The sequence below is a fragment of the Brevibacterium epidermidis NBRC 14811 genome (assembly GCF_001570805.1).
Taxonomy (GTDB): domain Bacteria; phylum Actinomycetota; class Actinomycetes; order Actinomycetales; family Brevibacteriaceae; genus Brevibacterium; species Brevibacterium epidermidis.
Genome location: NZ_BCSJ01000015.1, coordinates 387,795 through 409,402 on the forward strand (window position 1 = coordinate 387,795; position 21,608 = coordinate 409,402).

Annotated in this window: 22 protein-coding genes and 1 tRNA gene; 19 read left to right on the top strand and 4 right to left on the bottom strand. The window is 64.1% G+C overall.

The window, feature by feature from the left end:
- Positions 1-5 precede the first annotated feature (5 nt).
- Positions 6-884, bottom strand: a complete 879-nt coding sequence (gene ehuB / locus BEP01S_RS12885) for an ectoine/hydroxyectoine ABC transporter substrate-binding protein EhuB (RefSeq protein ID WP_062243894.1) — start codon at positions 882-884, stop codon at positions 6-8.
- Positions 885-1,000: 116 nt separating this feature from the next.
- On the opposite strand from ehuB, the gene BEP01S_RS12890 reads away from it, so the two are divergent.
- The 8 genes from BEP01S_RS12890 (at position 1,001) to mutM (ending at position 6,344) form a co-directional block, all read left to right on the top strand.
- Positions 1,001-1,759, top strand: coding sequence for a GntR family transcriptional regulator (locus BEP01S_RS12890; protein WP_062243896.1), 759 nt, complete (start codon positions 1,001-1,003; stop codon positions 1,757-1,759).
- Between the two features lie 131 nt (positions 1,760-1,890).
- Positions 1,891-2,040: a hypothetical protein gene (locus BEP01S_RS12895; RefSeq protein WP_157070571.1), complete on the top strand. Its 150-nt coding sequence runs from the start codon at positions 1,891-1,893 to the stop codon at positions 2,038-2,040.
- A gap of 26 nt (positions 2,041-2,066) precedes the next feature.
- Complete coding sequence (gene coaD, locus BEP01S_RS12900; RefSeq protein WP_062243902.1) at positions 2,067-2,576, top strand: pantetheine-phosphate adenylyltransferase; 510 nt, start codon at positions 2,067-2,069, stop codon at positions 2,574-2,576.
- A 3-nt stretch (positions 2,577-2,579) separates the two neighbouring features.
- Positions 2,580-3,767, top strand: a complete 1,188-nt coding sequence (locus BEP01S_RS12905) for an MFS transporter (RefSeq protein WP_062243905.1) — start codon at positions 2,580-2,582, stop codon at positions 3,765-3,767.
- Between the two features lie 119 nt (positions 3,768-3,886).
- A complete protein-coding gene (locus BEP01S_RS12910) occupies positions 3,887-4,405 on the top strand; it encodes a YceD family protein (protein ID WP_039210983.1) in 519 nt (172 codons plus the stop codon).
- Between the two features lie 2 nt (positions 4,406-4,407).
- Positions 4,408-4,611: a 50S ribosomal protein L32 gene (gene rpmF / locus BEP01S_RS12915; protein WP_025777330.1), complete on the top strand. Its 204-nt coding sequence runs from the start codon at positions 4,408-4,410 to the stop codon at positions 4,609-4,611.
- Positions 4,612-4,615: 4 nt separating this feature from the next.
- The gene (rnc, locus tag BEP01S_RS12920; RefSeq protein WP_039210982.1) at positions 4,616-5,320 is read left to right on the top strand and encodes a ribonuclease III; all 705 of its coding nucleotides are present in this window, start codon (positions 4,616-4,618) and stop codon (positions 5,318-5,320) included.
- A 94-nt stretch (positions 5,321-5,414) separates the two neighbouring features.
- Complete coding sequence (mutM, locus tag BEP01S_RS12925; protein WP_062243906.1) at positions 5,415-6,344, top strand: bifunctional DNA-formamidopyrimidine glycosylase/DNA-(apurinic or apyrimidinic site) lyase; 930 nt, start codon at positions 5,415-5,417, stop codon at positions 6,342-6,344.
- Between the two features lie 147 nt (positions 6,345-6,491).
- Here mutM and BEP01S_RS12930 read toward each other — a convergent pair whose 3' ends face one another.
- The 3 genes from BEP01S_RS12930 to BEP01S_RS12940 all read right to left on the bottom strand — a co-directional run bounded on the left by BEP01S_RS12930 (position 6,492) and on the right by BEP01S_RS12940 (position 9,245).
- Positions 6,492-6,989, bottom strand: a complete 498-nt coding sequence (locus tag BEP01S_RS12930; protein ID WP_157070572.1) for a hypothetical protein — start codon at positions 6,987-6,989, stop codon at positions 6,492-6,494.
- Between the two features lie 96 nt (positions 6,990-7,085).
- A complete protein-coding gene (locus BEP01S_RS12935; protein ID WP_244882227.1) occupies positions 7,086-8,891 on the bottom strand; it encodes a BCCT family transporter in 1,806 nt (601 codons plus the stop codon).
- Positions 8,892-9,172: 281 nt separating this feature from the next.
- A tRNA-Asn gene (locus BEP01S_RS12940) sits at positions 9,173-9,245 on the bottom strand.
- A gap of 87 nt (positions 9,246-9,332) precedes the next feature.
- Here BEP01S_RS12940 and smc point away from each other — a divergent pair.
- From smc to lepB, 11 genes are all read left to right on the top strand, one after another.
- Complete coding sequence (smc, locus tag BEP01S_RS12945; protein WP_062244368.1) at positions 9,333-12,872, top strand: chromosome segregation protein SMC; 3,540 nt, start codon at positions 9,333-9,335, stop codon at positions 12,870-12,872.
- Between the two features lie 238 nt (positions 12,873-13,110).
- Complete coding sequence (locus BEP01S_RS12950; protein WP_039210980.1) at positions 13,111-13,512, top strand: hypothetical protein; 402 nt, start codon at positions 13,111-13,113, stop codon at positions 13,510-13,512.
- A gap of 160 nt (positions 13,513-13,672) precedes the next feature.
- Positions 13,673-14,815 carry a signal recognition particle-docking protein FtsY gene (gene ftsY / locus BEP01S_RS12955; protein WP_062243912.1) on the top strand — a complete coding sequence of 381 codons (1,143 nt, stop codon included), beginning with the start codon at positions 13,673-13,675 and terminating at the stop codon, positions 14,813-14,815.
- 209 nt (positions 14,816-15,024) lie between these two features.
- A complete protein-coding gene (locus tag BEP01S_RS12960; protein ID WP_062243915.1) occupies positions 15,025-16,245 on the top strand; it encodes an ammonium transporter in 1,221 nt (406 codons plus the stop codon).
- Between the two features lie 157 nt (positions 16,246-16,402).
- On the top strand, positions 16,403-18,013 hold the full coding sequence (gene ffh, locus BEP01S_RS12965; protein ID WP_039211267.1) for a signal recognition particle protein: 1,611 nt from the start codon (positions 16,403-16,405) through the stop codon (positions 18,011-18,013).
- 157 nt (positions 18,014-18,170) lie between these two features.
- Positions 18,171-18,614 (top strand): 30S ribosomal protein S16, encoded by a 444-nt coding sequence (gene rpsP / locus BEP01S_RS12970; RefSeq protein WP_039210975.1) that lies wholly within the window; start codon positions 18,171-18,173, stop codon positions 18,612-18,614.
- Between the two features lies 1 nt (position 18,615).
- Positions 18,616-18,846, top strand: coding sequence for an RNA-binding protein (locus tag BEP01S_RS12975; protein WP_039210974.1), 231 nt, complete (start codon positions 18,616-18,618; stop codon positions 18,844-18,846).
- A 178-nt stretch (positions 18,847-19,024) separates the two neighbouring features.
- Positions 19,025-19,525: a ribosome maturation factor RimM gene (rimM, locus tag BEP01S_RS12980; protein ID WP_039210971.1), complete on the top strand. Its 501-nt coding sequence runs from the start codon at positions 19,025-19,027 to the stop codon at positions 19,523-19,525.
- Positions 19,526-19,581: 56 nt separating this feature from the next.
- A complete protein-coding gene (gene trmD, locus BEP01S_RS12985) occupies positions 19,582-20,400 on the top strand; it encodes a tRNA (guanosine(37)-N1)-methyltransferase TrmD (RefSeq protein ID WP_039211266.1) in 819 nt (272 codons plus the stop codon).
- A gap of 173 nt (positions 20,401-20,573) precedes the next feature.
- Positions 20,574-20,915, top strand: coding sequence for a 50S ribosomal protein L19 (gene rplS / locus BEP01S_RS12990; protein WP_039210968.1), 342 nt, complete (start codon positions 20,574-20,576; stop codon positions 20,913-20,915).
- 31 nt (positions 20,916-20,946) lie between these two features.
- Entirely contained in the window at positions 20,947-21,570 is a 624-nt protein-coding gene (gene lepB / locus BEP01S_RS12995; RefSeq protein WP_052240067.1) for a signal peptidase I, read from the top strand.
- Positions 21,571-21,608 lie beyond the last annotated feature (38 nt).

Genomic DNA, 21,608 nt, shown 5'->3' on the forward strand with positions numbered 1-21,608 from the left:
CCGACTCAGGAGTCAGCGGTGGGAAGTTCGCCCTTGCACAGCTGATCGGTCGTGATCGAACCGTCGGGACGCTCTTCCTTCGTGAATCCGTAGTCGCCGACGACATCGAGGTAGGCCTTCTCGTCGGAGACGATCTTCTCCAGACCCTTGTTCCACTCGTCGCGCAGTTCCTTGTCATCGGTGCGGAAGACCGTGGCACCGGCACCGACCTGTGGGACTCCGTCGATCTCCTGGACGAAGGAATCGCTGACCTCGACACCGGAGTCCTTCGTGTTCTTCTCCATCCAGTTGAGCGAGATGGCGGTGAGTGCGAAGACATCGGCGCGACCGGTGGTCACGGCATCCATGCCGTCCTGCGGGGTGCCGACCTGCTGAGTCTTGATACCCAGGCTCTTCGCGTAGTCGGACTCGATGGCACCGGTCATGGTGGCGAGCTTGACGCCCTTCTTCTTGACGTCGTCGAGGTTCTTCATGCCGTCGAGCTTGCCCTCCTTGGTCATCAGGGCAGTGGTGTACATGAACTCGGGGTCACCGAAGGCGGCCTGTTCGCAACGGTCGGGCAGAATCGACATGCCGGCCGAGATCGCATCGAAACGATCGGCGTTGAGGCCGGGGATGAGCGAACCGAACTCGGTGTTGACGCCTTCGACGTCTTCGACGCCGAGCTCCTTGAACACGGCCTTCGCCAGGGAAACCGAGGCTCCTTGGAGTTCACCGCCCTCTTCGAAGCTGTACGGGGCCTCACCGGCGAAGCCCACGGAGATCTTTCCGTCGTCGATGGCCTTCTGCAGAGTTGACTTGTCGGAGTCGCTTCCGCCGCAGGCACCGAGGGTCAGCGTCAGCGCGAGAATCGATGTCGCGGCAGCCAGTCCTTTGAGTTTCATGTGCAGTTCCTTCCTTGAACGTCGACACATCAACGTGACATGCGTCTCTGAAACAGTATTCAATACTCATGTTGTCCGAATGTCACACTGTCTGACAACGTTATATGATCGTAACCGTGACGAATCCTCCGACTTCCGAGCTCCCGGTGCTGCGCAAAGTGGTCCGATCCTCGACGATCGACCTCATCGTCGACCAGGTCCGCAACGCCATCTACTCCGGCTCGCTCGAGCCCGGCCAGTCGATCAACGAAGTGCGCACGGCGGAGCTGCTGGAAGTGTCGCGACCGTCTCTGCGGGAGGCTCTGCAGAGGCTCATCAGCGAAGGCGTGATGACGCATGCTCCCGGACGGGGCGTGCACGTGAGGCGGATGCGCACCGCCGATATCGACGACGTCTACGCCGTTCGCGAGGCGATCGAATCGCAGGCGGTCAAGCTCGTCATCCGTCATGGTCGGTCCACTTCACGGATTCGCCAGGCGCTGCGAGAACTCGAGCACGCGATTGAGGAGAACGTCGCGCGCACGATCGGCGATGCCGACCTCAACTTCCATCATGCGATCGTCGCGTGCTCAGGATCGGCACGGCTGACCGACCTCATGAAGGTCTCGATGGTCCACACCCGCCTGCTGTCGCTGTCCGATAAGCGCGGCTACGAGGTCCGTTGCGACCTCATCGACAGTCACCGCAGACTCGCCGAGGCGGTCGCCGCCGGTGACGAGCCCCGCTCGCTGACGATCGTTGCCCAGATCATGGCCGAAGCGGCCTCCCGTCTGCACGGGCCCCGGGACGGCTTCGACGCGCAGGTCGTCAAAGGTCATGAGGGCGAGACGCCGACCGACGACCAGTGGCTGCGGCTGCGCGAGCGGGCGCAGTAAGCGGGCCTCGTCGCACCCACGTTCGACGTCGCCTTCGTCTCCGACGCATCGGAGGTCTTGCCGCAGCCGGAGTGATCGCGGTTGGTCTCACTGCGATCTATTCGGTGATCGTCAGTGCATCCGGCAGCGGCATGTCACTGTCTCAGACCGTCGGGGTCCAACTGTTCCATTCGGCAATCTTCTTCACTTTCTCCATCCTCACTGCAGTGATCTGGCAGATCGTTCAGGCTCGAAAAGCGGCTCGCCTCGCCGGTCCGCGACTCGGATCGGCGATCGCCTGAGGCCCGCGTAACGATACGATGAGGGCATGAAGGTCGTCTGCCCCGGTTCCTATGACCCGATCACCATGGGTCATCTCGATATCATCGCCCGCAGCTCTCGGATGTTCGAAGAGGTCGTCGTGGCGGTCGTCCACAATCCTTCGAAGTCTGGTCGCTTCGACCCGGAAGTACGTGCGGACCTCATCCGCCGGTCCCTGGCCGAGGACGAACGCACTCAGGGGGCGCAGAACATCACGATCGACCTCGTCTCCGGGGGCCTCCTCGTCGACTACTGCACGAAAATCGGTGCTCCCGCCGTCGTCAAGGGCCTGCGTTCGGGCACGGACTTCGCCTACGAACTGCCGATGGCGCTGATGAATAAACACCTGACCGAGCTCGAGACGATCTTCGTCCCCGGCGATCCGAAGTTCGAACACGTCTCGTCGTCGCTCATCAAGGAAGTCCACGCGAACGGCGGGGACATCGAAGGCCTCGTCCCCACCTCGGTGCTGGCAGCTCTGCGAGGCGATGCGGCCGCTGACGACGGCGCCCGCTGAGGGATGGGCGCAGCGACTCCAGCCAACCGGGCCTGGTTCCCAGGCCTCGTCATCCATACCGTGCTCGCGCACGCCACCTACAACGGCGTCCGCGTCCTCATCTCCTACCGCACACTCGAACTCGGCGGATCGGGATTCGTCCTCGGCCTGATGACGGCCGTGTACTCCCTCGTCCCGCTGCTCACCGCTCTCTTCGTCGGCCGCCTCGTCGATCGGGGCTACGCCACCGCGGTGCTGTGGACGGGAACTGTCCTGTCGGTCCTGCCCGTCGCGCTCGCGGCCATGGCCCCCAACCTCGGCGTCCTCCTCATCGCCACGATGAGCCTCGGTGTCGGACAGCTTCTGACCACGGTCGCCTCCCAGGCGCTCATCCCGCAGAGCTTCCCAGCGGCGCAGATGACTTCGAAGTTCGGTCACCTCACTCTCGGCGTCTCGATCGGCCAGACCGTCGGACTGCCCATGGCGGGAATGGTCGCCGATGCCACCTCGGGCGATACGGCGATCACGAACGCGCTGTGGTTCATGACCGCGGTCTCCGCGCTCACTCTCATCGCCGCCGTCATCGTCATGCTCCGCGGTAGGACCCCTCACGTCTCCCGCGCCGACGCAGCCGAAGGTGCGCAGTCGCCGTGGAATCTGCTGTCGCTGCGCGGGATGAAGCCGGCGATCTTCGCGTCCATGGCCACGCTCGCCGCCGTTGACCTGATGACCGCATACCTGCCGCTCATCGGTCAGCAGAACGGACTGTCCGTGACCACGGTGACTTGGCTGCTCGCCCTGCGCACCCTCGCCTCGGTGGTCTCACGGCTCTTCATCGGAAGCCTCACGGCCAGGTGGCGGGACCTGTCTCTGTTGTGGACCGCCTCGGCGATGGCCGGGATCAGCGTCATTCTCATCCCCATCTTCAGCCAGCCGTGGATGCTCGGTGTGCTGCTCACGGTCGCGGGATTCTGCTTCGGCCTCACCCAGCCGCTGACGATGTCCTGGGTGTCCGCGCTGGCCGATGCGAAGAACCGGGCCGCGGTGCTCTCGATCCGCTTGGCGGGCAACCGACTCAGCCAGGTCGCGATCCCCTCGGCCGCCTCGGCGCTGACTGTCCTTGCGGGTTCCGGGATCGTGTTCACGATGTCCGGGGCGCTTCTCATCCTCGCCGGGGGAGTGACCTGGCGCAATCATCACGAACGATGGTGACGAGGAACACTGGCGGGGCGGTTCCGGATCGATTGGTAATGGCCGCTGAAGATGATTAGAATGGTGAGTCGCGTGTGAACGCAGGAGCGACATCCTCAAACGCACCAGGAGGACAGGGCATGAAGAACAGATCTGAATTCGTCTATGATCTCAGATCCATGGGATTGCTCGGTCATCCGGGTGAGTGGGAACGGGTGAACACCACCTTGTCGGCTCCAGCGGATCTCAAGATCGAAGTGATCGGGGTTGCGGAAGGTTCACCACTGACGCTCGAGCTGATGTTCGAGAGTGTGTCGGAGGGGATCTACGTGTCGGGGACAGTCTCGGCGACGGCCCGCGGCGAAGACGCAAGGACGCTCGAACCCATCGAGTTGCCTATAGATGTGGACATCCAGGAGATGTACGTCTATGAGCAGGCCGAAGGGGACGAGGACTCCTACGTCATCGACCGGGATCAGCTCGACCTCGAGCCCGCGATCAGAGACGCCGTCGTGATGGCTCTGCCGTTCAATCCCTCACGGGATGAGAGCGAGGAGTTCAGCTACACCCTGGGGGAGGACCTCGAGGTGGACGAGGACGAATCCGAATCGCCGTTCGCATCATTGAAGAATCTGTTGGAAGAGAAGAAAGAGAGCTAGACGTGGCTGTTCCGAAGCGTAAATTGTCGCGCAGCAACACCCGCCACCGTCGTTCGCAGTGGAAGGCCAAGGCTCCGAACCTGGTCAAGACTGTGGAGAACGGTCGCGTTGTGTACTCGCGCCCCCACCAGGCCAAGGTCGTCGAAGACGCAGCCGGCACCCCGCTGTACCTCGAGTACAAGGGCCGCAAGGTCGCTGACGTCTGAGACTGTGGAAACTGACACCACAGCAGCACTGAAGAAGAGTCTCGGGATCGATATTGATCCCGAGACTTTTCGTCTCGCGCTCACACATCGCTCATTCGCCTTCGAAGCCGGTGGCATCCCCACCAACGAGCGCCTCGAGTTCCTCGGCGACTCCGTTCTGGGCCTCGTCGCCACCGAGTCGCTGTTCTACGACAACCCGGATCTGCCCGAAGGCCAGTTGGCCAAGATGCGTTCGGCCGTCGTCAACACGCGCGCGCTGGCATCGATCGCCCGCCGGCACGGAATCGGCGAGCACATTCTGCTGGGCAAGGGTGAGGAGCTGACCGGAGGCCGGAACAAGGATTCGATCCTCGCGGACACCGTCGAAGCCCTCATCGGCGCGACCTTCGTCTCCCGCGGACGCGAAGAGGCCTTCGCCTTCGTTCACCGCCTCATCGACGGAATGCTCGATGACGCGGTCAACCTCGGCGCGGGGATGGACTTCAAGACCACCCTGCAGGAGGCCGCCGCCGACCTCGACCTCGGCACCGTGAGCTACGAGATCACCTCATCCGGCCCCGATCATGCGATGGTCTTCACCGCCACCGCGATGCTCGGCGTCAACAACTGGGGCGCCGGCGACGGATCCTCGAAGAAGGCCGCCGAAGCCGCGGCTGCCGAGGTGGCAGTCAAAGCCATCCGCACCATCTACCCGGACTACCGGCGCTGAGTCGCTCCGTGCCGCTGGGTTCTTCGCTGAGGACTTCTTCGTTGAGGTCTTCTTGGGTGAAAGGTTCTTCGCTGCCTGATGGGGCGATGTCCTGATGCCTGAGCTTCCCGAGGTCGAGAGCGTTCGTCGCGGCGTCGACGAATGGACGGCCGGAACGACGATCACCGGCGCCGAGGTGGCCGACCCCCGGATCCTGGGCACGACGTCCCAGCGTCGCATCGATCCGTCCGCGGCCTCCGAGTTCGTTACGGCCGTGACCGGGTCGCACATCCTCGGTGCCGAAAGGCGCGGGAAATTCATGTGGCTCAGCCTGGGGGAGGGGACTGTGCATTCCGCCGGGGGCGTCGCGGCCGGGCAGCCGATGCCGCGGCCCGAGCTGGGCATCCTCGTGCATCTGGGCATGAGCGGTCAGCTGCGCATCCACTCATCCGGCGAAGAGATCCATCGGCACACACGGGCGATTCTGCACCTCGACAGCGAACGCGAACTGCGCTTCGTTGACCAGCGGATCTTCGGCCATATCGGCGTCCAACCTCTAGTGCACGGATACGGTCGGCTCGTCCCCGCCTCGGCGGTTCATATCGCGGCCGATCCGCTCGAGCCCGCGTTCGATCTGGAACGGGTCGTGGCGGAGCTGGCGAAGAAGCGCACGGCGATCAAGGCTGCGCTGCTCGATCAGACGCTCATCAGCGGCATCGGGAACATCTACGCCGACGAAGCACTGTTCCGGGCGGGAGTCCACCCTTTTGCGGTGCCGTCGCGGACACGTAAGAGCCGCCTCGTCGAGGTCCTCGAATCCGCGACGAAGGTGATGAGCGATGCTCTGGCCGTTGGCGGCACGAGCTTCGACGCTCTCTACGTCAACGTCAACGGCGAATCCGGTTACTTCGACCGTGCCCTGCTCGTCTACGGGCGCGGGGGACAGGATTGCGTGCGCTGCGGGACGGAGATCGCGAAGATCACCGTCGGCGGTCGCGGAACCCACTTCTGCCCGAACTGCCAGAAGCCACCGCGGTATCGGTAACTCCCGCAGAACCGTTAATGTACCGCTGCTCGTAGTTCCTCCCACTAGCGGCAATTCCTACAGTCCGTGCGTCATCACTCACCGCAAGCCACTTTGTACACTGCTGCATTGGGGTGAAATGACACCAGTGGTGAGGGGCTCCTGCGATCAGCGCTTGGGGAATTGGGCCTGAGCGGGCATGCTTGCCAGATACGCCTTGTGGCCGTCGATGAGGGCTCGCTGAGCCTCGGTGTGGTCAGGCGGAGTGAGCATGTTCGCAGGGTTCGTCGGAGACAGCCACAGTGAGTCGATTTCGACGATCCGGCCGTCTCTGAGACGCGCGGCCGCTGCCAGCCGATAACGAGAACCAGGGGCAGGGATGAGGATGAGGTCAAGTTCCCGCCACGCAATCCGTCGGGGTCTGCCGGTGAATCCGCACCAGATGAACTCCTCGGGCGTGATCTCCAGCCGAGCACGTGCACCCAGGTGGAAATTCACCCACGCGCCGATGAGCAGGATGACTGGGCCGAAGAGAAAGATGAGAAGCACCGGCTCGGCGAAGATCGCCAAGAGGATTACCGTGATGAACGCGATTATCGCCATGACGACCAGCATCCAACCGATGACCTTTGAGATGTTCCCCTCGCGTCTGATCACTCTGTTCATTTCTCGTCGTCCTCTTCTCCTTCAAAGCACCTGACGGCGGCCCAGCAACCTCGCGCGAGGTAGCTGGGCCGCCGTCAGGTAGTAATTAGCGGGGTTTTAAGCCTTGGAGGAGTCCTCGTCCTTAGGCTTTGCCTCAGACTCGGAGTCCGCCGGGTCCTCCTCGATCTCGAGCTCGGAGGTCTCGAGGCCGAAGATCTCGCCGTCGTACTCGTCGACCGCGGTGGCCACCGAGGTCTCGAGCACGTGTGCGGCCAGCTGCTCCTGGATGATGAGCGGATCCTTCGACAGGTCCTTCCACACAGCCACGCACAGCAGCAGCATGACGATGACGAACGGCAATGCCGAGACGATCGTGATGTTCTTCAGCCCGTCGAGTGCCTCGGCGGGATCGGAGCCACCCGCCAAGAGCATGACCGCAGCCACGGCACCGGTCGCGGTGCCCCAGAAGATCACGAGGCCCTTACCCGGCTCCTGCATGCCGTTGGCCGACAGGGTGCCCATGACGATCGACGCGGAATCCGCACCGGTGACGAAGAAGATTGCGATGAGGATGACCGTGACGATCATGAGGATGATCGCGATGAGGTTCGGCAGCGGCAGAGCGCCGAGGAGGTCGAACAGGATCGTGTCCATGTTGATGTCCGGTTCGCCGTCGACGACCTTCGCGAGAGCCTTGACCGTGCCCTCACCGCGCTCGGCGCGCTCCTGGATGCCGATGGCGCCGCCACCGAAGATCGCGAACCAGATGGTCGAGACGACGGAGGGGACGATGAGCACACCGGTGACGAACTGACGGACGGTGCGACCACGCGAGATGCGCGCGATGAACAGACCGACGAAGGGCGACCATGACACCCACCATGCCCAGTAGAAGACGGTCCACGACGACAGCCACTCATTGACGCCCTGACCATCGGCGGCCGTCCGGGAAGCCAGCTGAGGCAGATCCTGGATGAACGAACCCACCGAGGAGGGGATGACGTTGAGGATGAACAGCGTCGGTCCGCCGATGAAGACGATGAGGGCGACGATGACGGCGAGCACCATGTTGATGTTCGACAGCCACTGGATGCCCTTCTCCACGCCCGAGACCGCCGAAGCGACGAAGGCCGCGGTGAGGATGGCGATGATGATGACGAGCACCGGTGAGGAGACATCGGACATGATGCCGGCGGACTCGATGCCGCCGCCGATCTGGATGGCGCCCAGACCCAGCGAGCAGGCCGAACCGAACAGAGTCGCGAGGATCGCGAGGATGTTGATGACCTTGCCGCCGAAGCCGTTGACAGCGCGCTCACCGAAGAGCGGGGTGAACATCGACGAGAACAGCTGCGAACGACCCAGACGGAACGAACCGTAGGCCACACCCAGGCCGACGATGGCGTACATCGCCCACGGGTAGAGCGTCCAGTGGAACAGCGTCGTGCCCATGGACGTGCCCATCGCCTGAGGCGTGGACCCGTCGACGGTGTTCGGGGGAGGCGACATGTAGAAGAACAGGGGTTCGCCGACCGCGGAGAAGACGAGGCCGATGCCCATGCCGGTGGCGAACATCATCGCGATCCACGAGGAGGTCTTGAACTCCGGCTTCTCATCGTCCTTGCCCAGCGGAATCCGTCCGAACTTGCTGACGGCGACGACGATGACGAAGATCGTGAAGACCGTGGCGGCGATGACGAAGAGCCAACCGAAGTTGTCCATCACGCCGGTCAGCAGCGTGCCCGCCACCGCACCGAGGCTGTCGGGGGAGACGAAGCCCCAGACGACGAACGCGACGGCCAGGATGCCTGCCGCAAAGAACACGACCTTGTCCAAACCTTCACGTTTGAAGGGCTTGAGTGCGGTCGTCGGATGCTTCAGGTGCTCGATGAGCTCCTGAGTCTTAGTGTGTTCACTGCTCATATGATCGGGCCGATCAGGCGCGGGTCCTCAGTGGAGCAGATGAGAACGGGCTGCCGCCTCGGCGTTCCTTCCTTGAATGGACTGCATCGGACAGGTGGCCGAAGGAATCCGAGCCGAGTGCACCCGAACACTTCTCACTCATGATCATGACAGAACACGGGCGAAGATGGTCGGAAATCCCTCTTCTCGGACCCCCATCGGTCGCCTTTCGCTGTGCTTCACCGCCCCACGGGGCGTTAAATGATGAGGGGCCCTGCCGCGCACGACAGGGCCCCTTCCAGCTCCCCCGGCTGGGCTCGAACCAGCGACCCTTCGATTAACAGTCGAATGCTCTGCCAACTGAGCTACGGAGGAAAACAGCGCAGTCGCCTACGCACGAGGAGAAACTCTACCAAAAGATTCAGGATCTTGCCGCCGCCTGCGGATATGCTGGGAGCCAATATGCATCTCAAAAGCCTGACACTGCGGGGATTCAAGTCCTTCGCCTCGGCGACGACCCTCCGATTCGAGCCGGGAATCACCTGCGTCGTCGGACCCAACGGCTCGGGCAAGTCCAACGTCGTCGACGCCCTGTCCTGGGTGATGGGCGAGCAGGGTGCGAAGAATCTGCGCGGCGGAAAGATGGACGACGTCATCTTCGCCGGAACCTCGAAACGTCAGGCTCTGGGACGCGCCGAGGTGACTCTGACCATCGACAACACCGACGGAGCCATCCCCGTCGACTACACCGAGGTGACCATCTCGCGGACCCTCTTCCGCACCGGGGGATCCGAATACGCCGTCAACGGTGCCCCGGCCAGACTGCTCGACATCCAAGAGCTGCTCAATGATTCCGGCCTGGGCAAGGAGATGCACGTCATCGTCGGTCAGGGCCGCCTCGACGCGATCCTCCACGCCGACCCGCTGGAGAGGCGCAGCTTCATCGAAGAGGCCGCCGGGGTGCTCAAACACCGACGGCGCAAGGACAAAGCGGTCCGCAAACTCACCGGACTGCAGACGAACCTCGACCGGCTCACCGACCTGCGCACCGAACTCAACCGCCAGTTGGGGCCCCTGGGGCGGCAGGCCGAAGCGGCAGCGAAAGCCGCGACCGTCCAAGCGACTCTGCGCGACGCCACCGCCAGGCTGCTCGCCGACGATGCCGTGCGGATGCAGTCTTCGCTCGCCTCATCCAGCGACGGCGAAGATCACAGCGACCGCATCGCCGAGCTCGACCACCGCCGCACCCGTACCGAGGCGCGACTCTCCGAGATCGAAGCCCGTCTGTCCGAACTCGACTCCGAACTCGAAGTCCAACGCACCGCGGAGTCGCGGACACAGACGCAGATCGTGCGCGCCCAAGGACTGAGCCAACGTGCCCAGGACAAACGCTCCCATCTGCTCTCCGAGGTCACGAGCCTGGGTCAGAGGGAATCGAAGTCACCTGAAGAGCTGCGCGCCCAGGCCGAACGGTTCCGGGGCGAACTCAGCGACGCCGAAGATGCCGTGACCGAGAAGACGAATGCACTCGAAGCCAGCCAAGCGCGGAAGGAAGAGCTCACCCAAGCTCTGAAGACTGCCGAGGACGAGGTCAAGGCCGCACAGATCGCCATCACCGAGGCGGTGAAGAACCGTTCGGCCCTGCAGTCGAAGCAGACCCAAGCGGCCGAGCGGATCACCGACCTCAAGTCTCGGATCGAAGCCAACCAGACGGAGATCGAAACCGTCTCCGCTCGCATCACCGAGCGCAGCCGGGAACTCGAAACCGCCGAGACCGGTGTCGAAGACGTCGAAGCCGGAGAGACCGAACTCGACTCCGCCTACGAGGCCGCGCAGGAGAAGCTCGAGAAGCTGGAGACCGAACGCACCGAGCTGCAGGAACAGCGGGCAAAGGTCGCCTCCGAACTGTCCTCGGCGAAGGCCCGCGCGGAGGCCCTGGCCCTGGGCACCGCTCTGGAAGCCGACCTCGAAGACATCGTCAATGCGGAGCTGCCGGGAGTTCGCACGGCCGTGACCGAACGGCTGAGCGTCGACCACGGGTTCGAGATGGCCGCGGCAGCGGCCCTGTCGACCACGGTCTCCGGTGTCATCGTCGATGACAGCGAAGTGGCGCTGGCAGTGCTCGACCACCTCGGCGAGGACACGAACGTGTCTCTGACGATCCCCGCCGGTGCCGAAGCATCGTCCGGGAAAGGCGGCGGGAGTGCCCTTCCCGCATTGGCCGAACTGCCTGCGAAGGGCGACCTGCGCTGGCTCTCCGACGTCGTCGACAGCGACGTCCCCGAACTGCGCGCCCTGCTGGAACGAGCACTGCACGGAGTCGTCTGCGTCCCCGATGCGCGCACCGGAATCGAGCTGACGGAAGCTCGGCCCGAACTCACCGCCGTTACCGTCCACGGCGAAGTCCTCACCGCGACCCGGATCAGCCGCGCCCGCACGGCCTCGGGCACACGCCTGGCCTCACAGACCGCGCTCGATGACACTCACTCCCAGATCGCCGATCTTGAGAGCCGGGCAGAGAAGCTCGATGCTGCGCTGAAGGAACTCGAACCGCGACTGACCGCAGCACGCGAGGAATCGGGGGCAGCCCTCGATGCCCTCCACTCTTCGGACGCGAAGATCATGGCCGCCGCCGAAGAAGTCTCACGCATCACCGGAGAGATCGGCGTGGCCCGCACTCGCCTGCAGCGAGCAGAAGACAACGCCACCGAACTCGAATCCCGCCTCGCCGCCGCCGAACGCGACTCTCAGTCGGCAGCGGCGGCACTGGACGGAGCCGCCGAAGTCGACGAAGTCGTCGACACCGCCGCCCGCGACGAACTCAGCGCACAGGTTGCCCAATCCTCCGAAGACCTCGTCGAAGCCCGCATCAGTCACCGCTCCGCTGCCGACCGAGCACGGTTCCTCAGCGATAGGGTCGACTCCCTCCTGCGGGCGGCGAAGGCCGAAGAGGCAGCGCGGGAGCAGACTCAGCGCACGATCGCGAAGAAGAAGCGCGCGGCCGGCTCGGTGCAGCTCATCGCCGAAACCGCGGCCGAAGCCGCGGAATTGGCCACCTCCACGGTGGCCGAACTCGGTGAGGCGATCCAGGTCCTCGTTGACGAACGCGGCGGTCTGCGCGAAGAGAAGGGCCGCCTCGGCGAGGAATTGGGGTCGACGCGAACCCAGCTGCAGAAGCTCAAGGACGCCGCCGCCGAGGCGGAACTCGCGAAGGAGCGGTTCCGACTCAAGCTCGAAGAGATCGCGCATCGGTCGGAAGAGGAGACGGGGCTGGGCATCGACCGCCTCATCGACGAATTCGGGCCGCATCTGCCGGTTCCGTCCTTCGACGAGGACGGGGAGGATCGTCCGTATGTGCGTGCAGAAGTGGAGAAGCGGCAGAAGCAGGCGGCGTCGCAGCTCAAGCGCATCGGCACGGTCAATCCGCTCGCGCTCGAGGAATACGAGGCGCTGAAGGAACGGCATCAGTTCCTCGAGAAGCAGATCGCGGACATCGAATCCTCGCGCAAGGACCTCATGCAGCTCGTCGAGGAGGTCGACCGGCACGTCGAACGCGTGTTCGCCGAAGCCTATGCGGATACGGCGAGGGAGTTCGAGGACATCTTCTCCCGCCTCTTCCCGGGCGGTGAGGGCGCACTGAGCCTGACCGATCCCGACGATATGCTCACCACTGGCGTCGACGTGCACGCGCGCCCGGCCGGCAAGAAGGTCAAACGTTTGTCTCTGCTTTCGGGAGGGGAGAGGTCACTGGTCGCCGTGGCCATGCTCGTCGCGATCTTCAAGGCCCGGCCGAGCCCGTTCTACGTCATGGACGAGGTCGAAGCGGCCCTCGACGATCTCAACCTCTCGCGGCTGCTCACGGTGTTCGAAGAGCTCCAGGACTCCTCGCAGCTCATCGTCATCACCCACCAGAAACGGACGATGGAGATCGCCGACGCCCTCTACGGCGTGACGATGCACGGCGATGGAGTGTCGAAAGTCATATCCCAGCGGATCCCGTGATCGGCAGTCCGCTCTTCGGCCGGCGCGCCCGAGGTGGTAGGCCCGCCGCTGGGGCACAAGGCCGTTTGACGGTGATGCCCAGGACAGTCCCAGGGAATTTTGCAACTGCCGCACGGCGGGCGAGCACAATAGTCGTGGCCGGGGACTATAGACTTGGGCCGAGACACAGGTATTCGAAGAACGTGAGGAGCGGGACGTCCATGGCCGAGGCTGCTGTACTGCGAGGTGGCTCGAGGGCATGAATTCGGTACTTGTCATCATCGTCGGACTCGCGATCTCCTTCGCCCTGGCACTCGTCGTCGTCCTTCTCGTGGCTCTGCCCGGCCTGCGCGCCGAAGGACGCCTGCGATACTCCTCCGACGTGCAGCGATTCCGTCTGCCGCCCGAGTGGACCGGCTACGACGACGAAGTCCACGAATTCTTCGGCCATGATGACGGCACCTCGCACCTAGCGACCAGGGAACAGGCGGCGGTGACCGCGATCCGCGATCACTCCTATGTGCTCCGGCCGCAGCCCCGACGCCATGCCGCGCCCTCGCTCATCACGGTCCGCCCGCGCACCCGCCACTGGAAGATCCCCGAGTCGGGAACAGGGTGGAAGACCACCGCCGGGCTGCTCTTCGGCAGCCGCGGATCCTGACCTGAGACCCATGCGGCCTCGAGTGGTCGAGGCCCGCGACAATGGAGACCGCGCCGACTGATTCCGGCGCGCTCACCGACACACTGACACCACCGGAAGAGTCCGGGAACTCGAGTGCCAATGGCCAGAACGGCGGCACTCAAAGGAGGACGGAAGAACCATGGATCAGCCGATCATCTTGCTCATCGTCGCGGCGATCGTGTTCGCTCTCGTCGTCACGCTGGGCATCTCCCTGCGCGTCAACGCGCGCAAGAAGGGCCTCGATGACAAGCGCGGCATCGATGCGGAGGTCACCGGTGAGCTGAGCATCGATGACGTCGCCGAGGCGGTCGAGAAGGACAAAGCCGAAGCGCGCGGTTCCGAAGTTCCCACCGAACCGGCCAGCCGCCTCGTCCGCCTGCGCGAGCGCCTGGCGAAGTCGAACTCGGGGCTCGGGCGCGGACTGCTCAACCTGCTCTCCCGCGACAATCTCGACGAGTCCGCCTGGGAGGAGATCGAGGATACGCTCATCCTCGCCGACGTCGGGGTCGAACCGACGACCGAGCTCGTCGACCGCCTGCGCGAACGCGTCAAGGTGCTCGGCACCCGGGATCCCGAAGAGGTCCGCGGGCTGCTGCGCGAAGAGCTCATCAAACTCGTCGATCCGACCATGGACCGCTCGCTCGCCGATACCGGCAAGGACGGCGACCCCTCGGTCATCCTCGTCGTCGGGGTCAACGGTGCCGGGAAGACGACGACGGTGGGCAAGATCGCCCGCGTGCTCGTCGCTGAGGACAAGTCCGTGCTGCTCGGCGCCGCGGACACCTTCCGCGCCGCCGCGGCCGAACAGCTGGCCACATGGGGTGAACGTGTCGGCGTCGAAACCGTGCGCAAGGAAGAAGGCGCCGATCCCGCCTCGGTGGCCTACTCAGCCGTCGAGAAGGGACAGGCCGACGGTTCCGACGTCGTCCTCATCGACACCGCCGGACGTCTGCAGAACAAACGCGGACTCATGGACGAACTCGGCAAGGTCAAACGAGTGGCCACCCGACCGCTGGGGGAGGGCCACGAGATCGACGAGGTGCTCCTCGTCCTCGATGCGACCACCGGTCAGAACGGCATGCAGCAGGCGAAGGTCTTCGCCGAGGCGGTCGACATCACCGGGATCGTGCTCACCAAGCTCGACGGCACAGCGAAGGGCGGAATCGTCGTTGCCGTCCAGCGTGAACTCGGGGTGCCGGTCAAACTCATCGGCCTCGGCGAAGGCGCGGACGACCTGGCGCCATTCACCGCCGAAGGGTTCGTCGACGCCCTGCTCGACTGAGGGCTGATTGAACGCTCAGCAGTCCCGACTGCATTGTCGCGCAACTGATCCCGCGCATTCTTCGAGCCTGGTCTCACCCGCATATTCGCAGGGTGAGACGAGGCTCGTCACATTCCGGAAACATTGACGACTCACCACTGTGACATGTGTCATGCAGACTGTGTCTGCCCGGTTCGATTCGGAACCGGCCGAGACACGAAAGAGACGACATGGAACTCGATGCAGTGAATGTATGGATGATGGTCGCCGCAGGGTTGGTGCTGCTCATGACCCCCGGGGTGGCGTTCTTCTACGGAGGAATGACGCGGATCACCTCGGCGATCAATATGATGATGATGGTCTTCTCCGCGATGGCCGTCGGTGGACTCGTCTGGGTCCTCTTCGGCTACGGACTGAGCTCCGGTGACTCGATCGCCGGAATCGTCGGCAACCCGCTGTCCGAACTCGGACTCACCGGCTCGGTCGCGAACGACCCGGCCTCGCTGATCTCCATCGGCTACGGTTCGACGTTCGCGATGATCGCGATCGCCCTCATCGCCGGCGCGGTCGCCGACCGGGCGAAGTTCTCCACCTGGCTGGTCTTCTCCGCCGCGTGGGTGACCCTCGTGTACTGCCCCCTGGCGTTCATGGTCTGGGGAGACGGACTGCTCAGCGAATCCGGTGCGATCGGCAGTCTGTTCGGGCCGGCCATCGACTTCGCCGGAGGCACGGTCGTCCACATCAATGCCGGCATCTCCGCCCTCGTGCTCGTCGTCGTCATGGGTCGTCGTGCCCGCTTCTCGACCCCGCACAAGCCGCACAACATCCCGATCACCGTGCTCGGGGCTGCGCTGCTGTGGTTCGGCTGGTTCGGGTTCAACGGCGGTGCCGCCACCACCATCGAACAGGGCGGACTCATCTGGATCAACACGCTGGCAGCACCTGCTGCCGGCATGATCACCTGGATCATGATCGAACGCCTGCGGGCCTCGCGACCGAGCAGCATCGGCAGCGTCTCGGGAGCGATCGCCGGCCTCGTCGCGATCACCCCGGCGTGTGCGAACGTCGATCCCTATGCGGCCATCCTCATCGGAATCGCGGCAGGCGCCGGTGCGATCTTCGCCGTCGAAGCGAAGAACCGTCTGCGCTATGACGATGCGCTCGATGTCGTGGCCGTCCACCTCGTCGCCGGAATCATCGGCACCGTGATGATCGGGTTCTTCGCGTTCCCGAACGAAGACGGACCGGCCGGCCTCTTCTACGGAGGCGGACTCGAACTCCTCGTTGCACAGGTGCTCGCCTGTCTCGTGGCCATCGTCTTCGCCGGTCTCGTCACACTGGCCATCTCGCTGGTGCTGCGGAAGACGATGGGGCTGCGGATCGACCCCCGCGACGAGCTCGAAGGGATCGACGCCTTCGAGCACGCGGAGCAGGCGTACACCTTCCGGTGACGCCGGGCGACTTCCGCTGACCGCTGGCGACGGGTGGGGCGGGAGCCGCCTCGGTGAGGGGGTTCACGGGGCTTTGCCAGCGTGCACGGTTTCAGCCGGACGCGGGTGAGTTGCTAGGCTTAAGAGTCGACCAAATCATCGTGAAGAAGGCTTGTACGTGTTTAACTCTCTGTCCGACAGGCTCACCGCGACTTTCAAGAATCTGCGCGGGAAGGGCCGGCTGTCCGAAGCTGACGTCGATGCCACCATCCGTGAGATCAGACGTGCCCTGCTCGACGCCGACGTCGCCCTGCCTGTCGTGCGTGCCTTCACCGGCCGGATCCGTGAACGCGCCCTGTCCGAGGAGGTCTCGGGCGCACTCAATCCCGGCCAGCAGGTCGTCAAGATCGTCAACGACGAACTCGTCGGCATCCTCGGCGGGCAGACCCGCCGTCTCAACTTCGCCAAGCGGCCGCCGACGGTCATCATGCTCGCTGGTCTCCAGGGTGCAGGTAAGACCACCCTGGCCGGAAAGCTCGCGCACTGGCTGAAGTCCGAGGGCCACCGGCCGATGCTCGTCGCGGCCGACCTGCAGCGCCCCAACGCCGTCAACCAGCTCCAGATCGTCGGCGAACGTGCCGGTGCTGTGGTCTACGCCCCGGAACCGGGCAACGGCGTCGGCGATCCGATCCAGGTCGCCACCGACTCGATCGAGGTCGCGAAGTCCAAGCTCCACGACGTCGTCATCGTCGATACGGCCGGTCGCCTCGGCATCGACGAGGAGCTCATGCAGCAGGCCGCGGACATCCGCAGCGCGGTCAACCCCGACGAAGTCCTCTTCGTCATCGACGCGATGATCGGTCAGGACGCGGTGAAGACGGCCGAGGCGTTCCTCGACGGCGTCGACTTCACCGGTGTCGTGCTCTCGAAGCTCGACGGTGACTCCCGCGGTGGTGCCGCACTGTCCGTCGCCGAGGTGACCGGAAAGCCGATCATGTTCGCCTCGACGGGCGAATCGATGAAGGACTTCGAGCAGTTCCATCCGGACCGGATGGCCGACCGGATCCTCGACATGGGCGACATCATGACGCTCATCGAGCAGGCCGAGAAGAACTTCGACGAAAAAGAGACCGAGAAGCTCAAGAAGAAGGTCGAAGCCGGCGAGGACTTCGACCTCAACGACTTCCTCACGCAGATGGCGGGCCTGAAGAAGATGGGCTCGATGAAGAAGATGCTGGGCATGATGCCCGGTATGAGCCAGTACAAGGAGCAGCTGGCGAACTTCGACGAGCGTGAGGTCGACCGGGTCGAAGCGATTGTGAGATCGATGACACCCCAGGAGCGCACGAACCCGAAGATCCTCAACGGCTCCCGTCGCGCCCGCATCGCCAAAGGTGCCGGCACCACGGTCACCGCGGTCAACCAGCTCATGGAGCGCTTCACCCAGGCGCAGAAGATGATGCGGTCGATGACCCGCGGCGGCGGAATGCCCGGAATGCCCGGTGGCGGCGGAATGCCGCAGATGCCCGGAATGGGAGGAATGCCTGGTGCGGGCGGTGGAAAGAAGAAGAAACCCGCAGGGAAGAAGAAGGGCCGCAAGGGCGGTCAGTCCGGCAACCCGGCCAAGCGCGCGCAGGAAGCGCAGGCACTGGCTGACAAGAAGGCAGGCAAGACGCAGGACCCGGTCGGTTCGGCCTTCGGCGGAGTCGATCTGGGCAAGGACGAGGAATTCGATCCGGCGAACCTGCCCAAGGGCTTCGGCGGAATCTTCCCAGGTGGCAAGAAGTAGAGCCTTCTGGCACAATTGACTCTTGTACTTTTGCTCTCGGTCCGGGCCCTCTCATCCGCGCCGAAGTGATAGTCCGAGCCGCGGCTTCCAGCAGATCAACCCCACGATTCTTCTGGTACAGCTGTGCACACAGAACACAAAAGGAGACACCACTAAAGTGGCAGTCAAAATTCGTCTGACCCGCATGGGCAAGATCCGTGCACCCTTCTACCGCGTCGTCGTCGCTGATTCGAAGACCCGTCGCGACGGTAAGGCCATCGAGCAGATCGGCATCTACCACCCGACCCGTGAGCCGTCGGTCATCGAGATCGATTCCGAGCGCGCTCAGTACTGGCTCTCCGTCGGTGCTCAGCCCAGCGAGCAGGTCACTGCTCTGCTCAAGCTCACCGGTGACTGGCAGAAGTTCAAGGGCGAGGGTGAAGCGGTCAACACCGTGAAGCCGCAGCCGGAGAAGGAAGCCTACGTGGCTCCCAACGCCGAATCGGTGATCAAGGAAGCCATCACCCAGAAGGGTGGCAAGTCCGCTGAAGCTGACGAGGCTCCGGCCGAGGAAGCAGCCGAAGCCGCACCTGAGGCCGCTGAAGAAAGCGCTGAAGCCTGAGATGTTGCCTGATTCGCTCGAACACCTGGTCCGCGGAATCGTCGATCATCCCGATGACGTCTCCGTTCGTTCGCGTTCTTCGCAGCGCGGCACGACCCTCGAGGTCCGGGTTCACCCCGAAGACCTCGGCCGGGTCATCGGCCGTGCAGGCAGGACCGCCAAGGCCCTGCGCACAGTGATGAACTCGCTGGCCGGCCGTGAGTCGGTGCGAGTGGACCTCATCGAGGCGTAATTCCAACATCCGAGAGGGGATGCAGTGCACATGCGCTGCATCCCCTCTCGTGCATTCACTTAACCGTCGCCGACTAGACTGGTGCCAGAACACGGCGGTCCGCCGGCTGACCACAAGCGAGGTCACCCGGATGCCTGATCGGCCGGACAGACAGCGACAGCAGACTTCGAGGAGCAGTATGGACACGGTGATCGCCCGGCTGGGCAAGCCGCACGGAATCAAGGGCGAATTCACCGTCGAGGTGCGCACCGACCGACCCGATGAACGGCTCAACCCCGGAGCGACCTTCGCCACCGATCCCGATATCGGACCGCTGACGCTGAAGTCCGCGAGGTGGCACCGCGACCGTCTGCTCCTGGCCTTCGACGAGGTACCCGATCGCAACCGCGCCGAGGAGATCCGCAACACCCTCATCCTCGCCGAAGCGGACGAAGAAGACGACGACTCCGACGCTTGGTACCTCGACGACCTCATCGGACTCAAGGTCTATGAGAACGACGCCCTCGTCGGTGAGATCGTCGACGTCACCAACGGCACCGCCCAGGATCTGCTCCACATGAGGCACACCGCAGGACACGAAGTGCTCATCCCATTCGTCACCGAGATCGTGCCCGACGTCGACATCGACGCAGGCCGCGTCAACGTCACCCCGCCCGCCGGCCTCTTCGACGCCGAATGAGCGAACCGTCCCCGATGACCTCCACTGACACCCCCACCGAGGCGGCCGGCCCACAGATGTCGATCGACGTCGTCTCGATCTTCCCCGAATACCTCGCCGGTCTGCAGCTCTCGCTCATCGGCAAAGCCGTCGACCGCGGGCAGCTCAGCCTCAATGTCCACGACCTGCGTGACTTCACCTTCGACCGGCACAACACCGTCGATGATTCGCCCTACGGCGGGGGAGCGGGAATGGTCATGAAGGCCGAGCCCTGGGCCCTGGCACTTGAGCACATCCTCGGCGGAGGCAGCGGCGCCGAAGAGGGAGATAGTCTTCCCAGCGCCGGAACCGATGATGCTGCGGTCGGATCGAAACCGACGCTCATCGTGCCCAGCCCTGCCGGGCAGGTGTTCGACCAGCGCATCGCCGAAGACCTCGCAGGACGGGACCATCTCGTCTTCGCCTGCGGACGCTACGAAGGCATCGACCAGCGCGTCATCGACTGGGCGGGAGAGCACTTCGAGCTGCTGCCCATGAGCATCGGCGACTACGTACTCAACGGCGGTGAAGTCGCCTCGATGGTGATGATCGAAGCGGTCAGCCGCCTCATCCCCGGTGTCATCGGCAACCCTGAGTCGCTGACCGAGGAGAGCCACGAGGACGGACTGCTCGAATACCCCATCTATACGAAGCCGGCGAACTGGCGCGGACGTGAGGTGCCGGAGATCCTGCTCAGCGGCAACCACGCAGCGATCGCGCGCTGGCGACGTGACCGACGTCTCGAACGCACCGCCGAAGTCAGGCCGGATCTGCTCGAGAAGCTCGATGACCTGAGCAAAGACGACCGGGCGGCGTTGGAACGGTTTGAGTCTGAGCGCTCAAACGTGACAGAATAGAGCGTCGCGTTTGTTGGCACTCACCTGCTTCAGGGGGATGAGTGCCCACGGTGGCCCGTCGTATCGAATCGGCGGGTCGACGGGGAGAGATCCCGACAGACGATCCAGCTACCGGTTCACCGGTCCGATATGCGTGTCCTCGACCTGAAGCAGGGGCCACAGGAGAAACCACAATGCAGAAGCTCGATGTTGTAGATGCAGCCTCGCTGAAGTCTGACGTTCCCGAATTCCGTGCGGGCGACACCCTCAACGTTCACGTCAAGGTGATCGAAGGTTCGCGTTCGCGTATCCAGGTCTTCAAGGGAATCGTCATCCGTCGCCAGGGCGACGGCGTCCGCGAGACCTTCACCGTTCGTAAGATCAGCTTCGGCGTCGGAGTGGAGCGTACCTTCCCGGTGCACTCGCCCAACGTCGACAAGATCGAGGTCCTCACCCGCGGTGCCGTGCGCCGCGCGAAGCTGTACTACCTGCGCGAACTGCGCGGCAAGGCTGCTCGCATCCGCGAAAAGGCCTGATTTGCCCGGCACTGTGGGAGATGATCACACGGTGCCGAACAGACATGAAGACGCGACCTTCGGGTCGCGTCTTCTGTCTTCGGCACGGTTCTGGAAGGCGATTGCGGCGATCGTCGTCGTCATCATCGTCCTCGGCGGATCGATCCGAGGATTCGTCATCCAGCGCTTCACCATTCCGAGTGCCTCGATGGAGCCGACCCTGCAGGTCGACGATTCGATCACAGTGTGGCGTCCCGATGCCCTGCGCGGAGAACTCCAACGCGGAGACATCGTCGTCTTCGACGGTCGCGGATCATTCGTCGACGATGCGCTGCCCACCCCTCTGCAGAAGCTCGGATCCTGGGTCGGACTCGGCCCCCGCGACGTGTACTACGTCAAACGCGTCATCGCCGTCGGCGGTGACACCCTCGAATGCTGCGACGCGAAGGGGCGTCTGCTGCTCAACGGCAAACCTCTGAACGAAGACTATGCGCCCACCCCCGCCTCGGCGGTGGAGTTCTCCATCGAAGTCCCCGAGGGAACTATGTGGGTGATGGGTGACAACCGCAACGACTCCGCCGATTCACGGTCCCTGCTGGGACGGCCCGGTGGGGGATTCATCCCCACCGATCGGATCATCGGCCCCGTGATCGGGCACGGTTCCTCGATCGACTGAGCACCGCCTCGGCGAGGTTGATCGTCGTCTGCTGAGCG

What these genes read in the sequence shown, in the direction of transcription:
- ehuB (WP_062243894.1), bottom strand. Translation starts at nt 884, where the DNA reads ATGAAACTCAAAGGACTGGCTGCCGCGACATCGATTCTCGCGCTGACG.
- BEP01S_RS12895 (WP_157070571.1), top strand. Translation starts at nt 1,891, where the DNA reads ATGTCACTGTCTCAGACCGTCGGGGTCCAACTGTTCCATTCGGCAATC.
- coaD (WP_062243902.1), top strand. Translation starts at nt 2,067, where the DNA reads ATGAAGGTCGTCTGCCCCGGTTCCTATGACCCGATCACCATGGGTCAT.
- BEP01S_RS12905 (WP_062243905.1), top strand. Translation starts at nt 2,580, where the DNA reads ATGGGCGCAGCGACTCCAGCCAACCGGGCCTGGTTCCCAGGCCTCGTC.
- BEP01S_RS12910 (WP_039210983.1), top strand. Translation starts at nt 3,887, where the DNA reads ATGAAGAACAGATCTGAATTCGTCTATGATCTCAGATCCATGGGATTG.
- mutM (WP_062243906.1), top strand. Translation starts at nt 5,415, where the DNA reads ATGCCTGAGCTTCCCGAGGTCGAGAGCGTTCGTCGCGGCGTCGACGAA.
- BEP01S_RS12930 (WP_157070572.1), bottom strand. Translation starts at nt 6,989, where the DNA reads ATGAACAGAGTGATCAGACGCGAGGGGAACATCTCAAAGGTCATCGGT.
- BEP01S_RS12935 (WP_244882227.1), bottom strand. Translation starts at nt 8,891, where the DNA reads ATGAGCAGTGAACACACTAAGACTCAGGAGCTCATCGAGCACCTGAAG.
- smc (WP_062244368.1), top strand. Translation starts at nt 9,333, where the DNA reads ATGCATCTCAAAAGCCTGACACTGCGGGGATTCAAGTCCTTCGCCTCG.
- BEP01S_RS12950 (WP_039210980.1), top strand. Translation starts at nt 13,111, where the DNA reads ATGAATTCGGTACTTGTCATCATCGTCGGACTCGCGATCTCCTTCGCC.
- ftsY (WP_062243912.1), top strand. Translation starts at nt 13,673, where the DNA reads ATGGATCAGCCGATCATCTTGCTCATCGTCGCGGCGATCGTGTTCGCT.
- BEP01S_RS12960 (WP_062243915.1), top strand. Translation starts at nt 15,025, where the DNA reads ATGGAACTCGATGCAGTGAATGTATGGATGATGGTCGCCGCAGGGTTG.
- BEP01S_RS12975 (WP_039210974.1), top strand. Translation starts at nt 18,616, where the DNA reads ATGTTGCCTGATTCGCTCGAACACCTGGTCCGCGGAATCGTCGATCAT.
- rimM (WP_039210971.1), top strand. Translation starts at nt 19,025, where the DNA reads ATGGACACGGTGATCGCCCGGCTGGGCAAGCCGCACGGAATCAAGGGC.
- trmD (WP_039211266.1), top strand. Translation starts at nt 19,582, where the DNA reads ATGTCGATCGACGTCGTCTCGATCTTCCCCGAATACCTCGCCGGTCTG.
- rplS (WP_039210968.1), top strand. Translation starts at nt 20,574, where the DNA reads ATGCAGAAGCTCGATGTTGTAGATGCAGCCTCGCTGAAGTCTGACGTT.